The following is a 15,470-nucleotide window of genomic DNA, read 5'->3' as shown; positions in this document are numbered from 1 at the left end:
CCCGCCCACAGTTGTTTCATGCCAAGGAAATATCTCGGGCCGTCCAACACTTGAGGTACCCATGAGCACGAAGAGCGAACCGGGCACGAACCCGTACAGGCACGGCGTCGGGTTCCGATCCGAGCGAGGTCCCCTTCTCGTGGCGCTCATGCTCTCCACCGGCCTGGTCGCGATCGACGCGACGATCCTCGCCACCTCCGTACCGTCGATCGTCGGCGACCTCGGCGACTTCTCGCAGTTCCCGTGGCTGTTCTCGATCTACCTCCTGGCGCAGGCCGTCTCGGTACCGGTCTACGCCAAACTGAGCGACACGCTCGGCCGGAAGCCGATCATCCTGCTCGGCATCGGCCTGTTCCTGGCCGGCTCGATCCTCTGCGGGCTGGCCTGGAGCATGCCCGCGCTGATCGCGTTCCGCGTGATCCAGGGCCTCGGCGCCGGCGCGGTGCAGCCGATGGCCGTCACCATCGCCGGAGACATCTACACCGTGGCCGAGCGCGCCAAGGTGCAGGGCTACCTCGCGAGCGTCTGGGCGATCGCCTCCGTGGCCGGGCCCCTGCTCGGCGGGCTGTTCTCCGAGTTCCTCTCGTGGCGGTGGATCTTCTTCGTGAACGTTCCGCTCTGTGTCATCGCAGGATGGATGATCTTCCGCCGTTTCCACGAACAGATCGAGAAGACGAAGCACCGCATCGACTACGCGGGGTCGGCCGTGCTGACCGGCGCCCTCAGCGCCCTCATCCTCGCCGCTCTCGAAGGCGGACAGGCCTGGGCGTGGAACTCGATCCAGAGCATCGGCGCCTTCGCCCTCGGCGGGCTGCTGCTTGTCGTGTTCGTGCTGGTCGAGCGGCGCGCGGCCGAACCGGTGCTGCCGCTCTGGGTGTTCTCCCGCCGCCTGCTGCTGACGACCACCCTCATCTCGCTCGGGGTGGGAGCGATCCTCCTCGGGGTGACCTCCTTCGTTCCGACCTACCTCGAGGGAACCATCCACATCACCCCCGTCGTGTCGGGTCTCGCCGTCGCCGCCATCACCCTGGGCTGGCCGCTTGATGCCTCGCAGTCAGGCCGTCTGTATCTCCGGATCGGGTTCAAGCGCACCATCCTCATCGGCATGGTACTGGCCGTCGCCGGTGCGCTCAGCCTCGCGCTCTCCGCACCCCGCCCGGACCTTGTCGTCGTCGCGGCCAGCTGCTTCGTGATCGGTCTCGGGCTCGGCCTCGTGGCGACGCCCAGCCTCATCGCCGCCCAGTCGAGCGTTCCGTGGGAGGAGCGCGGCGTCGTCACCGGCACCAACTTCTTCGCCCGCTCCATCGGCAGCGCCGTGGGTGTGGCCGTGTTCGGAGCCATCGCGAATGGCATCTACGCCGGTCATCCCGGGGGCGGGGGCACGAGCGATCCCGTGACAGTCGCCGTGGCCTCGGGCGCGGCCTTCATCGCCGTTCTGGTGTGCGCCGTCGCTACCGTCGCTGCGGCCGCTTCGATGCCGGATGCGCGGCTGCGCTCCGACGGACGCGTGGCTGTCGCCGGTTAGAGCCCCTCCGGGTCGTCAGCACCGTGGTGCTCGATCGGCTCGTGGGCGTGCCGGCGCCGGTGGTCCTCCTCGAACTCGGGCAGGAACGTCAGCACGAACAGCATGATCAGCAGCGCGAAGATGATCAGCGCTGCGAACAGGTCGCTCGGCTGGAACGGGAAGACCCGGCCGTCGATCGACAGCACGAGCACCGTCTCGATCAGAGCGAAGAGGATGAAGAACAGCCCCATCAGGCCCCGGGTGCGTCGCTGGTTGTGCCCTCGTTTGTGGATCTTCGTGCGCCGCAGTTCCACCATCAGGGCGAGCAGGATGATCGGGAGGATCTGCGACAGGGCCGTAGCGGTGTCGATGTCGAAAAGCCTGATGATCATGCGAGAACCCTAGCGGCCGGGCGGCGTACCGTTTTCTCAGGCGCGGCCCGTGTGTTGCGCGTATTCTGAGATCCACCCCACCCGGGCAGATCAGCGACGATCGGAGCACAGTGGCCGGCAGCGGTTCCCGCAGCACGCGGGCGTTCACTGAGCATGCGCACGACGTCATCGTCGGTTCGCCCGGCGCAGGCGGGGGCACCGGCCCCGGCGGCAGCGGCCCCGGCTTCGATGGCAGCGTCCGCGGCCTCGGCCTCGGCACCGGGTTCGCCGGAGGCACCGATCTCTCGCACACTGCAGGCGTCCGTCGGCTCGTCGAGGAGTCCTGGCTCCGGTCGCTGCAGTCGAATCTCGACCCCGACCGGCTCGCCCCCGCCTTCGACCTCGACGACGAGGCCCTCCGCCAGTACCGCAGTGAGCATCCGCTCGCCCTCGTGCTGCCGGTCATCCATCGCCTGCTGATCGCCCACACCTTCGAACGCGGGCTCATTGTCGCGATCGGCGACCAGGCCGGCCGGCTGCTCTGGATCGACGGCGACCGCGATCTCCGTCGCCGCGCCGAGGGCATGGCCTTCGTCGAGGGCGCCAACTGGTCGGAGCGGGTCGTCGGAACGAGCGCGCCCGGCACAGCGCTCGCCCTGGACCACAGCATCCAGATCGGCGGGGCCGAACACTTCAACCGCATCGTGCACCCGTGGAGCTGCACAGCGGTGCCCGTGCACGACCCGTCGTCGGGCGATGTGCTCGGCGTCATCGACATCACCGGAGGCGACGACGCTGTGTCGCCGGTCACCCTGCCCCTGCTCGAGGCGGCGGTGGCTGCCGCTGAAGCCGAGTTGCGCATCCACCAGCTGACGCCCGCGCGGTCGCACCGAACGCCTCGGCCGGTCGCTTCGTCGCCGGCACGGCCGCAGGCGACGGATGCTCCGCTGCTCAGTGTGCTCGGCCGGGAGGTGGCGCGGTTGGCGTTCGCCGGTCGCGCGGTGGAGCTGAGTGCACGACACTCCGAAATCCTCACGCTGCTTGTCTGGAACCGGCACGGCCTGTCAGCCGAGCAGCTGGCCCAGAAGCTCTACGTCGCCGACAATTCGGTCGCCACACTCCGGGCGGAGATGGTGCGCCTCCGTGCGGTACTCGTCGACCTCGACCCCTCGCTCGAGCCGCTCTCCCGGCCCTATCGCCTGCCGGTACCGTTCGAGCTCGATGCGCACCGCGTGCTGGCCTTCCTCGAGCGCGGCGCGCACCGCGTGGCCCTCGGCGCCTACACCGGCGAAGTGCTCGCAGGGTCGAAGGCGCCCGGGGTCGTCGAGATCCGGCGCGAGGTGAGCGCGAACGTGCGCGAGTCGCTGCTGACGGATGCGTCGGCCGACGTTCTGCTGGGCTACGCCCGCACCGATGAATGCGCCTACGACCGCGACGTGTGGTTGGCCTGCCTGCAGCGGCTGCCGGCGCATTCGCCGAAACGGGCATCCGTGGTGTCGCGCATCGAACACATCGACGCTGAGCTCGCCGGATAGCGACGCACCGCCTCCGCACCTCCCGGCCGCTCGCTGCGCCGGCACCCCGCTGCCGCGCGCAACCTTTCGCAACCTCCCTGCAACCTCCCCCTGCGTATCGTGCGTCGAAGAGGCCGAACCCGCGCCCCCACAGACAACGACGTCGGAGGATCACCGAAATGACGATCTACGCAGCCCCCGGAACACCGGACGCGAAAGTCACGTTCAAACCACGCTATGAGCACTGGATCTGCGGTGAGTGGACCAAACCCGTCAAGGGCCAGTACTTCGAGGACATCTCCCCCGTCAACGGCAAACCGTTCGCCGAGGTCGCCCGCGGCACCGCCGAAGACATCGAGAAGGCTCTGGATGCCGCGCACAGCGCGGCCCCGGCCTGGGGTAAGACGTCCCCCGCCGACCGCGCCGCCGTGCTCAACAGGATCGCCGACGTGATCGACGCGAACCTCGAACTGCTCGCCGTCGCCGAGACGTGGGACAACGGCAAGCCGATCCGCGAGCCGCTGAACGCCGACCTGCCGCTCGCAGCCGACCACTTTCGCTACTTCGCCGCCGCCATCCGCACGCAGGACGGCGACCACGCCGAGCTCGACAACGACACCGTCGCGTATCAGTTCCACGAGCCGCTCGGCGTCGTCGGGCAGATCATCCCCTGGAACTTCCCCATCCTGATGGCCGTCTGGAAGCTCGCGCCCGCGATCGCCGCCGGCAATACGGTGGTGCTGAAGCCGGCCGAGCAGACCCCGGTGTCGATCCTCGTGCTGATGGAGCTCATCGGCGACATCCTGCCGCCCGGAGTGATCAACGTCGTCAACGGCTTCGGCGTCGAGGCCGGCAAACCGCTCGCGTCGAGCCCGCGCATCCGCAAGATCGCCTTCACCGGAGAGACGAGCACCGGCCGGCTCATCTCGCAGTACGCGTCGGCGAACCTCATCCCCGTGACGCTGGAGCTCGGCGGCAAGTCGCCGAACATCTTCTTCAAGGATGTCGCCGACCAGGACGACGCGTTCTACGACAAGGCGCAGGAGGGCTTCACGCTCTTCGCCTTCAACCAGGGTGAGGTCTGCACGTGCCCGAGCCGCGCGCTCATCCAGAAGCCGATCTACGACTCGTTCCTCGACACCGTGACGGCGCGCACCGCCAAGGCCGTGCAGGGCAACCCGCTCGACACCGACACCCAGGTCGGCGCGCAGGCGTCGAACGACCAGCTCGAGAAGATCCTCAGCTACCTCGACATCGGCAAGCAGGAGGGCGCGAAACTCCGCCTCGGCGGCGAGCGCGCCGACCTCGGCGGCGACCTGTCGGAGGGCTACTACGTGCAGCCCACCATCTTCGAAGGTCACAACAAGATGCGCATCTTCCAGGAGGAGATCTTCGGCCCGGTCGTCGCCGTGACCTCGTTCGACGACTACGACGACGCGATCTCCATCGCGAACGACACCCTCTACGGTCTCGGGGCTGGCGTCTGGTCGCGGAACGGCACCACCGCCTACCGGGCGGGTCGCGACATCCAGGCCGGCCGGGTGTGGATCAACAACTACCACGCCTACCCCGCCGGTGCCGCCTTCGGTGGGTACAAGAGCTCGGGCATCGGCCGCGAGAACAACAAGCTCGCGCTCGACCACTACCAGCAGACCAAGAACCTGCTGGTGTCGTACAGCGACAACGCCCTCGGGTTCTTCTAAGCCGACGCCGATGCCTGTCGATGCCGCGGTGACCGTGCCGCACGAGACCCAGTCGCGGGTGGCGCTTACTGACGTGAGCGTCTCGCTCCTTCGAAAGCTGTGGGAGCAGTACGGCCCGCTGATGTTCCACCAGTCGGGTGGATGCTGCGACGGCAGTTCGCCGATGTGCTACCCGGCCGGGGACTTCATCACCTCCGACGCCGACGTGCTCCTCGGAGTGCTCGACATCGCCCCGCCCGGCGCTTCGCCGCAGCCGATCGACTTCTGGATGTCGGTCGAGCAGTTCGCGTACTGGAGCCACACCCACCTCACGATCGACGTCGTGAAGGGCCGTGGCAGCGGTTTCTCGGTGGAGGCGCCGGAGGGAGTGCGGTTCCTGATCCGCTCGAAACTCATGGACTCGGCGGCGCCGTTCGTGTGACGGCCGGCGTCGCCGACCGCTGCGCGACTCGCGCTGCGTCGCCGCGAAGACGCCTCATCGGCTTGGCTCGGTTCAGCCCCACGCGACGCGCAGACCGCCGAGCTCGGCAAGGGCGCGATCCGCGGTCACAAGCACCGCGTTCTCTACGATCGCCTGCGCGGCGAGCATCCGATCGAACGGATCGCGGTGCGCCCGGTCGAGCTGGGCGGTCACCAGCCCATGCCCGGCTGTGAAACACCAGACATGGTTCTCGGCGGGCGCACGACCACCAGAACGAGATGACGGTCCAACGAGAGAGAGATGTAGGCCCCGAACCTCAGTTGCCACGCTGGCTCGATGACCTGCGGCAGGGTGCCATCAGCGTCTTCTCCCCCTTCAGGACGATCGACGCCGCCGTGCAGTGGGCGATCAACGGGACGGGCGGGCTCGTGCTGCTTCCGCTGGCCTGGCTCACTCTCGCCGGCATCGTGTGCGGGCAGCCCTCGTGGCGCCCCGGTTCCGAGGTCACGGAATTCGATGACCTCGACGGAGGTCGTGACATCCAGAACCGACAGGCATCCCCCGGCCTAGCTCCGCTCGGAGGAGGGGCCGGAGCCGGATGTCGCGAGCGCATCGACAGCGCCGGCCGACGACGCGTCAGCCGAGGCGACGAGCGACGCGGCAGCAGCAACCTCGGCCGCATCGCGCGCGGCGACCAGTGAGGCGTGCGTGGGCCCGTCGGAGATACCCGTGGGGCGGTTCACCTCGAGCTCGCGCCGGAGCACCGGGACCACCTCGCCGCCCAGGAAGTCAAGCTGCTCGAGCACGGTCTTCAGCGGCAGTCCGGCGTGGTCCATCAGGAACAGCTGGCGCTGGTAGTCGCCGAAGTGGTCGCGCATGCCGGCGTAGCGGTCGATGACCTGCTGCGGGCTGCCGACGGTGAGGGGGGTCTGCTCGGTGAAGTCCTCAAGCGAGGGGCCGTGGCCGTAGACCGGCGCGTTGTCGAAGTACGGACGGAACTGGTTCACCGCGTCCTGCGACTTCTTCGCCATGAACGCCTGGCCGCCGAGGCCCACGATCGCCTGCGCGGCGGTTCCGTGGCCATAGTGCTCGAAGCGCGAGCGGTAGTACCCGATGAGCTTCATGTAGTGCTCTTTGGGCCAGAAGATGTTGTTCGCGAAGAATCCGTCGCCGTAGTAGGCAGCCTGTTCGGCGATCTCGGGCGAACGGATGCTGCCGTGCCATACGAAGGGCGGCACGCCGTCGAGCGGACGTGGCGTCGACTGGAAGCCTTGGATCGGCGAGCGGAACGTGCCCTCCCAGTTCACGTAGTCCTCGCGCCAGAGCCGGTGCAGCAGGGCGTAGTTCTCGATGGCGAGCGGGATGCCCTGCCGGATGTCCTGACCGAACCACGGATACACGGGGCCGGTGTTGCCGCGGCCCATCATCAGGTCGACGCGGCCGTCGGCGAGGTGCTGGAGCATCGCGTAGTCTTCGGCGATCTTCACCGGGTCGTTCGTGGTGATGAGCGTGGTGCTCGTGCTCAGGAAGAGCTTGTCGGTCTTGGCGGCGATGTAGGCGAGCGTGGTCGTCGGGCTCGACGAGAAGAAGGGCGGGTTGTGGTGCTCACCGATCGCGAACACATCGAGGCCGACCTCTTCGGCCTTCTGAGCGATCGTGACGATGTCCTTGATGCGCGTCTGCTCGCTGGGGGTCGTCCTGGTCGTCGGGTCGGTCGTCACATCACTGACGCTGAAGATTCCGAACTGCATGATACTCTTCTTTCTATGCGTCTGCATCGATATCCGGTGCAACGGGTGATGGTCGCGTTCTATTCCCGCGCACGCCTTCCGCTCACCCCAGCGTATTGCGATTCGCTGTACACGTCGAAGGTCATCGCACGACGACTCCCCTCCGTCTCAGCTGGTCGGCGGCAGTGCGAGCGCCCTGGAGTAGAGAGTCACCTCCCGCCGGGTCTCCTCCGAGACCACGAGGTATTGGGCGTTGATCCGCTCCGCGAAGTACCCCTCATACGGCAGCTGCAGGATGTTCGTCAGCCCGGTCTCCCACGCCGAGACCAGCGCCAGCAGCGCCCGCCGCTCGGGACTCTCCTCCAGCGGCGCCCGGTGCCCTTGGATCGTGCGCTCGAACAGCCCGCGGTTCCACCGGTCGAACGCCTCCTCGTCGATGCCCTCGCTCCAGAACCGGGACGGCCCGATGAGGTAGACGGCGCCGAGCTCTTCGTCAGGGGTCGCGTCGAGCACTTCGCGGTGCCGAGCATCCATCGGCCGAACGCGGCGATCCCGCACATCGAACCGCTCCCAGCTGCGCTCCCACTCGTCACGCCAGAGGTAGTCGGCCTTCGCGAAGCCGACGTCCGACGGCAGGCGCGATGCGCCGATGCCAGCGCCGCCGACGCCGATCCCAATCAGCCCCACGACCGCGGGAACGCCGATCGCACCCAGCCCCCAGGCCGCGCGCACGAACAGCAACCTCAGCAGCAGAGCATCGTTCTCGTCGATCGAGATGACCATGTCGTGCGGCCACGGATTGCCGGGCATCGGTTCACTCGAACGCACAGGGTCTCCCTTCTCCTGCTGCCAGACTCGCACCGTGCCCCCACCCTCGCAAGGCGCATGAGGTTGTCGAGGTACCTTTTCCGGTTCACCTTGAAGATGATGGCTGGCGGAAAACCCAGGCGTACCAGAGCCAGGTTGAGCACGAGCCTGCCGGTTCGACCATTCCCGTCGATGAAGAGATAAATCCGCTCGAATGGCGAATGGAGCTCCGCAAGAACAAGGGTGATTGCCGAAGCTTCCGTCTCGCCATAGATGTCACAGATCAAACGCTGAACTGACCTAGCTCGCCACCCGTTCTCCGCAGCCTCGGTTATGAGCATATGTCATTAATGCCCTAGTGTATCGGTCACGGTAGCGCTGGTGCTGTCGAGGGCTCATCGCGTGCCCGGAGATGGGGCCGCACAGCATGCAGAGATTCACTGCCGCTCGTCGACGGACGGCAGCGCTGGTGGCCGTGACAACGGTCGTCATACTCGGGATGATCGGCTCGCCCTCTGCGACAGCGATGGCCGTGGCGGCCACGGTCACTGGCCCAGCCTCGACCCGCACCGCGGCGGCCGGGGCTTTCGCGGCTGACTCTGCGCCGACACCCTGCCCCGCGGCATCCAACGCCACGCTCTGCGACGCCGACGCCGACCGCATCTCCGACCAGCTCGAACGGCAGCTCTGCGGCACAGCCACCTGCGCGACGGGAGCTGAAGACTCCGACGAAGACGGCATCCCCGACTGGGTCGAGTACACGGCGTGCCACACGCCGACCTGCGCCGATCCCACCGCCGACGCGGATGGCAACGGCATCCCCGACTACATCTCCGAGGTCATCTGCGGTTCGAAGACCTGCACCGATGGCCTCGAAACGCTGAACCGGCACGGCGTTCCCCAGTGGATCTCCGTGCTCATCTGTGGTGACACCACCTGCGCGACGGGTGCCGAAGACCTGAACGGCGACGGGGTTCCGGATGCAGCGCAGCTCCTCAAGCGCTACCTCGACCTCAAGGCGGCTCGCGAAGCTGCGGAGGCTGCGCGGCTCCGTGCGCTGGCGCACACCGGACTGACCGTGGTTCTCCCGATCGGCGCCGGGCTGGTCGTCGCGGCGGGCGGGATTGCGGTGCTGCTGGCGTGGCGACGACGGCGCCGCCTGGCTGACCTAGGCGAACACGGCGACCAGGGCGACCACGCAGGCGAACTCACCCGACCATTCACCGAAGCCGGGGAGTAGCCACGATGGCACCGACACCGAATCTCTCCACGAACCGCCGACGCAGCATCCGGAGCCGTATGCGCACAGCCGGACTCGGCGTGCTCACCGTGCTCGCCCTCGTGCTGACGGGCGCGCTGACGCCGGCCGAGGCATCCGCTGCCGAACGCGCCCGGACTCTCACCGCAGAGACCCTCACCGAGGTATTCGCGGCGGCTGCGGGCACCAACACAGATCCCAGCCAGCCCGACCCCGCGCCGGCCGACGAGGAGATCGCATCGGCGACACTGCGCGCAGGCGATGGCACCACCGTCACCGCCGACGCGGTCGACACCGCCGTCACCTTCGGTGGAAAGAAGTCCGACGCTGAGCTGTCGGTCACAGTCTCGCGGATGCCCGGCAGCACGGCCGCGAGCGCCGCCTCCGAGACGGCGGGGCTGGTCGCCTCCGATCCGGTGCGCGTCACCGCACACGACGACGCGGGCGCCGAGGTCACGACGATCGAGGCTGAGGCGACGACGGAGGCACCACAGGCTGCCACGTCGTCGCGATCACACGGACATCACGATGAAGAACCCCCCGCCGACACCGACGCGGCTGGCCCGCAGGGCGTCACGACCGTACACCCCGGCGTCACCATCGCCATGGGCGTCGACCCCGCCGTCCTCCCCACCCTCGACCCCGCCTCCCTGCAGATCTTCACCCGAGAGAACGCGGGCGATCCGTGGCTCCCCCTCGCCTCGCACTACGACGCCGCCACCCAGACGGTCATCGGCGAATCCGGCCACCTCTCGCAGTTCGTCGTCATCGGCAAGCCGTACATCGCTCCGGTTGGCCCGGTCATCGTGCTCGACCCCGACGACGGCGTCGCCCACACCAGTAGCCCGGCGAAGGTCGACTCCGAGCTGCCGTACAACATTGCCCTCGCGAACGCCGTCAAGACGCTGCTGCAGAACGCCTGCCTCGCAACCGTGAACCTGACGCGCGAAGACCCCGCCACCCCGGTCGTCGACGCTCAGACACGGGCTGACTACGCAAAGGCCCAGAACCCGGCCCTCACCGCGACCCTCGCCTTCGACGCCCCCGTCGGGCACGCCTGGGGCGTCACACCGACCTCCGGCGGATCCAAGGTCTTCAGCAACGGCATCGCCGACTCCGACGCGGTCGGCGGCTACCTCAACGACACCCTGCCGACCTACACGACCCGCCCGTCAGCAAGTTGGGCACCCATACCCGCGCAGAACATCCCGCAGAAGGAGTTCGACCCGAACCCCGGCACCTACATCCACCTCGAGGCCCTGAATCTCGACAACAACTACGACTGGCCGATCATCGACCAGCACATGGACGAGATCGCCGCCGGCGTCGCCGATGCGTTCCGCCAGTACCTGGTCTCGAAAGGGTACAACTGCCTCTCCCCCGCCGCCGCCGGTTTCCCGAGCCCACCGACAGCCGCAGAGAAGGCTGCCTGGGCAGATCTGGGCACGCAGAACTACCAGCTGTACGGTTCAGAGCCCGTGTCGTTCTCAACCGGCAACCTCATAGAGGAGGAGCCTCTCTTCACGCTCCCCGGCAACGGCGGCGCGAGCGTCGACCTCGGCCTGACCTACAACGCTCAGGATGGCCGGCTCACCCGCAGCGGCGCGGGCTGGTCGCTCGGCGTCGGCGCCCACGCGCAGGTCTTCAACGACGCATCCGTCATGATCGTGCGCGGCGACGGAGCCTCCTACACGTTCACTCCAAACAAGGCCGGCGGCTACGACGGCGATCCTTCGAAGCACCAGACCCTCACGAACAGCGCCGGCCGCCTCACGCTCACGGGCGCCGACGGCCAGACCTGGACCTTCGACGCCACCGACCCCGAGGGCATCGGCGAGCTCTCCTCCTACCGCGACCTCGCGGGCAACGGCTACGACGTGGCCTACGGAACCCCGAGCCCGACGGCCCAGTTCTTACCCCTAGCGTCGATCACCGACACCGGTGGTCAGGTCGTCCGTGCCTCCAGCGACGCCGAGGGCCGCATCACCTCATTCACGGCTCCGGATGCCCGAGCCTGGGGTTTCGCGTACGACACCGCCGGCAACCTGACCGGCATCACGTACCCCGGCAGCGGGGGCCCCGGCACATCGCCGCGCACCTTCACCTATGACGCCGCCCACCGTCTCATCACCGCGACGGATCCGCTCGGCGTCACCTACCTGCGCAACACCTACGACGCCGAGGGCCGCGTCGTGAAGCAGCTCGACGCGCAGAACAACACCCGCACCTTCGCCTACAACGTCACTCCCGGCGGAGGCACAACCACCTACACCGACAACGAGGGCCGCGCGAGCGTCTTCGCCTTCGATACGCAGCACCGCGTCACTGCCGTCACGAACGCCGAAGGAGGCACGAAGAAGTACGCCTACGACGCCGCCAACAACGTCACGGCCTACACCGACGAGGCCGGCAACCGGTACACGTACACCTACGATGCGAGCGGAAACGTCACGAAGATCGTGGCTCCGGATGCCGCGACCACCCAGTACACGTACACCCCGTCCGGTCGCGTGGCGAGTGTCACCGACCAGGGCGGCGTGGGCGGATCGGCGCGAACCACGACCTACGACGTCGATGCGCGCGGCGAGGTCACGGGCATCCATCTCCCTGACGGATCCACAGTCTCGAACACCTACGACGCCGCGGGCAACATCCTCTCCTCCGCAGCCCCCGGCGGCCAGAAGACGCAGTACGCCTACGACGGGCAGGGGCACCTGACGAGGGCGACGGATCCGAACATCCACTCGACCAGCTATGTCTACAACGTGGCCGGCCAGGTCACCAGCTCGACCGACCCGGTCGGGGCAACCAGCTCGTACCGGTACGACGCAGCCGGCAATCTCGCCGCCGTGACCGACCCCGTCGGCGGCGTCACCGCCTACACCTACGACAACAACGGCCACGTGCTCACGTCGACCGATCCGGCGGGCGCGGTCACGTCGTACAGCTGGGACGCGCTGTTCCGGCTGGCGACCGTCACCGCTCCCGGCGGTGGAACGACGACCTACTCGTACAACCGCGAAGACGCCCTGGTCGGTACCACGAACCCCGTCGGCGCGAAGACCGCCTTCACCCTCGACCGCCTGGATCGCGCGACATCCGTCACCGACCCGAACGGCGGCGTGTGGAAGCGCGCCTACGACCCGCTCGGCCAGGTCACGCAGGCGACAGACCCGCGCGGCGCCGCGAGCTCGCAGACCTTCGACACGGCCGGCCGCGTCACCGCCAGCACCGACCCGCTCGGAAAGACGTCCCTCACCTCGTACGACGCCCTCGGCCGCGTGACCGCGCGCACCGACCCCGCGGGCAACATAACCCCCTACGCCTACGACCTGCTCGGCCGCACCACCGCCATCACGAACCCGGCCGGCGACCGAACCACCTATCGCTACGACGCTGCGGGCAACGTCGTATCCACGACCGACCCCGCCGGTCGCACGACCAGGTTCAGCTACGACGCGGCCGGCAACATCCGCACCGCGACCGACCCCACCGGCGGGGTCGTCACGTACACCTACGACGCCGCCGACCACCTCACCTCGGCGACCGACGCCCTCGGACGCACCTCGACCGCCCGTTACGACCCCCGCGGACTCGTCACCGCCGCCACGAACCCCCTCGGCGCCGTCACCTCGTACAGTTACGATGCGGATGCCCGGCCCACCGCCGTCACGGATCCCAACGGCCACACCCAGACCCGCGCCTACACTGCCGCCGGAGCCGTCGCGTCCGCCGCAGACGCCCTCGGCAACACCACCCGCTACGGCTACGACGCGGCCGGACGCCAGACCTCCCTGACCGACCCGCTCGGCGTCGTCACCCACTACGGCTACGACCCCGCAGGCCAGCTGACGAGCGTCGTCGAGAACGCGACATCCGACCCCGCCTCGACCGCCACGGCCAACGTGACTTCCCGCTACCGTTACGACCCCGTCGGCAACCTCGCGTCGTCGACCGACCCCAACGGCCACGCCACCACCTTCACCTACGACCAGAAAAGCCGCCCCCTCACCGAGACGAACGCGGCCGGCAACATCTGGCGCTACGCCTACGACAATCTGGGCGAGCTCACGGCGACGACGGATGCCGCGGGCCGCACCACCCGCAACGCCTACGACTTCCTCGGCAACCTGCAGAAGACCTCCTACGCCGACGGATCGGCGACCTCGTTCGCATACGACAAGGCCGGCCAGCCCATCGCGATGACCGATCCGCTCGGCGTCACCGGCTGGACGTACGACCCCGCTGGCCGCGTATCATCACAGATCGATGCCTCCGGCGCGCGGATCGGGTACACCTACGACGCATCGGGCGGGCTAACCGACCTGACCCTCCCGACCGGCGACCGCATCGGCTACACCTACGACAAAGCCGGCCGCCCTCTCGCGCAGACTTCGCCGTGGGGTTCGCTCTCGTACGGCTGGGATGCGGCGGGCAACCTCGCCGCGGAATCCCGCAGCACCGGCCTCACCACGAACTACGCCTACGACGCCGCGAACCGGGTGACGAGCATCCGGAACCAGCTGCCCGCGCCCGGGCCGCCGTCGCCGCCTGCTCCTGCACCTGCACCCGCGTCGCCCGGCAGCGGCGGCCCCGCCGGCCTCGACCCCTCGGACTACCTCGGCCACCACACCACCCCAGCTCCCCCGAACCCGGTCGCCGACGGCGGCACCCTCGCCTTCGCCTACGCCTACGACGCGAACAGCGACGTCACCTCCGCCACCCGCACCATCGCCGCCGGCCTCTCGACCACCGCCACCCCGGCCCAGCAGCAGTCCGTCACGAATCACTACAGCTACGACCCCCTCGGCCGCCTCACCGGCTCGACCTCCACCGACGGCGCCTCGGCCAGGTACGGCTACGACCCCGCCGGAAACCGCACCTCCGCGGCATCCACTCCCCCGGCCATCCCAGCCGCCGGCTCCGGCGCTGTCTCTGGATCCGGCACTGCCGCTCCCGCCTCCGCCACCTCGCAGACCGCCACCTTCAACGCCCTGAACCAGCTCACCGCCACCACCGGCACCTCCCCCACGGCCTACACCTACGACGCGAACGGCCAGCGCACCGCCTCCACCACCTCCGGCGTCACCACTGCCTACAGCTGGTCAGACGCCGGCCGGATGACCGGCACCACCCGAGACGGACGCCACACCTCCTACGCCTACGACGGCCTCGGCCGCCAGCAGTCCGCCACCGACACCACCCCCCTCGGCACCCAAACCACCACCTCCGTCTGGTCAGGCACCTCCATCGTGCAGCAGACAAACCCGGCCTCGGGCACCACCTCGCAGGTTCTGGATGCCCGTGGCAGCGTCGCCCTGCAAGCCTCCACCCTGCAGACCGTCGACACCGGCACCCGCTGGAACCTCCTCGACCGCCTCGGCTCGGTCGCCGCCCAGGCCGTCGGCGGATCCGTCACCCAACTCGCCGCCTACGACGACTTTGGCGCGGCATCCTTCGAGACCTCGGGTTGGAACGCCGTCGCCGGTTTTGGCGGCCAACCCGCCGACCCCACCACCGGTCTCTCGTCGTACTTCTCCCGCCAGTACGACCCCTCAACCGGCAGCTGGCTCTCCCCCGACGCCGCCCGCGGCCTCCTCACCGACCCCCAGTCCCTGCACCGCTACGCCTTCGTCACCAACAACCCCACCACGATGGCCGACCAACTCGGCTTCCGCCCCTACAACCCCACCGGCATCGCCGTGCAGAACATGGGCGGCGGCAACTACTCCTCCACCGGCTACCCCTCGTATGCCCCTGCCCGTACTGCGGTCGCGCCTTACGTCGCCCCACCCGCCAGCTCCCGCCCCGGCTACGGCACCGGCGCCTGGCTCAAACCCTCAGCCTCATCCGCTGGCCACTCCTGGGACCCGGGCTCCGCGACGGCGTTCCTTCAGGTGCGTCACGTCGAAGGTTCACGCGTGACCTTAAGCAACCTGAGCAAATATTCTGCAGACAAGGCCAGCTCACTCGCATATACCTGCTTGACGCGGGCGCAACTTCTCGACTGCGCGGCCGCCTTGGACTACTCGCATGGGTCTGTAACGTTTTCGGTGTTTCCAGCATTTTTGGTTAGTAGGTTTCTGCTGCCGGCCAGCGGTCGGCGAAGGTGATCGCGAACGCGTTCAGCGCGGGTTTCCACCGCACTGTCCAGCGTGTCCT

The 15,470-nt window shown here is 68.4% G+C and carries 11 protein-coding genes; 6 read left to right on the top strand and 5 right to left on the bottom strand.

Going from position 1 to position 15,470, the window contains the following annotated elements; genetic code table 11:
* Positions 1-61 precede the first annotated feature (61 nt).
* Entirely contained in the window at positions 62-1,525 is a 1,464-nt protein-coding gene (locus B7R22_RS06665; protein ID WP_116411000.1) for an MDR family MFS transporter, read from the top strand.
* Here B7R22_RS06665 and B7R22_RS06660 read toward each other — a convergent pair.
* Positions 1,522-1,896 carry a hypothetical protein gene (locus B7R22_RS06660; protein WP_216363409.1) on the bottom strand — a complete coding sequence of 125 codons (375 nt, stop codon included), beginning with the start codon at positions 1,894-1,896 and terminating at the stop codon, positions 1,522-1,524. The two genes, B7R22_RS06665 and B7R22_RS06660, sit on opposite strands and share 4 nt — an antisense overlap.
* Positions 1,897-2,006: 110 nt before the next feature.
* On the opposite strand from B7R22_RS06660, the gene B7R22_RS06655 reads away from it, so the two are divergent.
* From B7R22_RS06655 to B7R22_RS06645, 3 genes are all read left to right on the top strand, one after another.
* The gene (locus B7R22_RS06655; protein ID WP_116410999.1) at positions 2,007-3,410 is read left to right on the top strand and encodes a helix-turn-helix domain-containing protein; all 1,404 of its coding nucleotides are present in this window, start codon (positions 2,007-2,009) and stop codon (positions 3,408-3,410) included.
* Positions 3,411-3,568: 158 nt separating this feature from the next.
* Entirely contained in the window at positions 3,569-5,092 is a 1,524-nt protein-coding gene (exaC, locus tag B7R22_RS06650; RefSeq protein WP_116410998.1) for an acetaldehyde dehydrogenase ExaC, read from the top strand.
* Positions 5,093-5,102: 10 nt separating this feature from the next.
* Positions 5,103-5,513, top strand: coding sequence for a DUF779 domain-containing protein (locus B7R22_RS06645; RefSeq protein WP_116410997.1), 411 nt, complete (start codon positions 5,103-5,105; stop codon positions 5,511-5,513).
* A 72-nt stretch (positions 5,514-5,585) separates the two neighbouring features.
* Here B7R22_RS06645 and B7R22_RS20205 read toward each other — a convergent pair whose 3' ends face one another.
* The 4 genes from B7R22_RS20205 to B7R22_RS06630 form a co-directional block, all read right to left on the bottom strand.
* On the bottom strand, positions 5,586-5,840 hold the full coding sequence (locus B7R22_RS20205; RefSeq protein ID WP_367379183.1) for a PIN domain-containing protein: 255 nt from the start codon (positions 5,838-5,840) through the stop codon (positions 5,586-5,588).
* A 239-nt stretch (positions 5,841-6,079) separates the two neighbouring features.
* Complete coding sequence (locus tag B7R22_RS06640; RefSeq protein WP_116410996.1) at positions 6,080-7,264, bottom strand: LLM class flavin-dependent oxidoreductase; 1,185 nt, start codon at positions 7,262-7,264, stop codon at positions 6,080-6,082.
* A gap of 147 nt (positions 7,265-7,411) precedes the next feature.
* Positions 7,412-8,053, bottom strand: a complete 642-nt coding sequence (locus tag B7R22_RS06635; protein WP_147305324.1) for a hypothetical protein — start codon at positions 8,051-8,053, stop codon at positions 7,412-7,414.
* Positions 7,987-8,391 carry a Fic family protein gene (locus tag B7R22_RS06630; RefSeq protein WP_116410994.1) on the bottom strand — a complete coding sequence of 135 codons (405 nt, stop codon included), beginning with the start codon at positions 8,389-8,391 and terminating at the stop codon, positions 7,987-7,989. The genes B7R22_RS06635 and B7R22_RS06630 overlap by 67 nt, the downstream gene beginning before the upstream one ends.
* Before the next feature lie 86 nt (positions 8,392-8,477).
* Here B7R22_RS06630 and B7R22_RS06625 point away from each other — a divergent pair, with 86 nt between their 5' ends.
* Both B7R22_RS06625 and B7R22_RS06620 read left to right on the top strand, forming a co-directional pair.
* Complete coding sequence (locus B7R22_RS06625; protein ID WP_147305323.1) at positions 8,478-9,290, top strand: hypothetical protein; 813 nt, start codon at positions 8,478-8,480, stop codon at positions 9,288-9,290.
* A 5-nt stretch (positions 9,291-9,295) separates the two neighbouring features.
* Positions 9,296-15,421, top strand: a complete 6,126-nt coding sequence (locus tag B7R22_RS06620) for an RHS repeat-associated core domain-containing protein (protein WP_116410992.1) — start codon at positions 9,296-9,298, stop codon at positions 15,419-15,421.
* Positions 15,422-15,470 lie beyond the last annotated feature (49 nt).

The sequence above is a fragment of the Subtercola boreus genome, from assembly GCF_003399635.1.
GTDB classification, from domain to species: domain Bacteria; phylum Actinomycetota; class Actinomycetes; order Actinomycetales; family Microbacteriaceae; genus Subtercola; species Subtercola boreus_B.
The sequence above is the reverse complement of the archived record's forward strand: the minus strand, read 5'-3'. Positions and strand labels throughout refer to the sequence as shown.

Bases quoted from the DNA above. Each gene is read 5' to 3' on its own strand.
- B7R22_RS06665 (WP_116411000.1), top strand. From the start codon at position 62: ATGAGCACGAAGAGCGAACCGGGCACGAACCCGTACAGGCACGGCGTC.
- B7R22_RS06660 (WP_216363409.1), bottom strand. From the start codon at position 1,896: ATGATCATCAGGCTTTTCGACATCGACACCGCTACGGCCCTGTCGCAG.
- exaC (WP_116410998.1), top strand. From the start codon at position 3,569: ATGACGATCTACGCAGCCCCCGGAACACCGGACGCGAAAGTCACGTTC.
- B7R22_RS06645 (WP_116410997.1), top strand. From the start codon at position 5,103: ATGCCTGTCGATGCCGCGGTGACCGTGCCGCACGAGACCCAGTCGCGG.
- B7R22_RS06640 (WP_116410996.1), bottom strand. From the start codon at position 7,264: ATGCAGTTCGGAATCTTCAGCGTCAGTGATGTGACGACCGACCCGACG.
- B7R22_RS06635 (WP_147305324.1), bottom strand. From the start codon at position 8,053: ATGCCCGGCAATCCGTGGCCGCACGACATGGTCATCTCGATCGACGAG.
- B7R22_RS06630 (WP_116410994.1), bottom strand. From the start codon at position 8,391: ATGCTCATAACCGAGGCTGCGGAGAACGGGTGGCGAGCTAGGTCAGTT.
- B7R22_RS06625 (WP_147305323.1), top strand. From the start codon at position 8,478: ATGCAGAGATTCACTGCCGCTCGTCGACGGACGGCAGCGCTGGTGGCC.
- B7R22_RS06620 (WP_116410992.1), top strand. From the start codon at position 9,296: ATGGCACCGACACCGAATCTCTCCACGAACCGCCGACGCAGCATCCGG.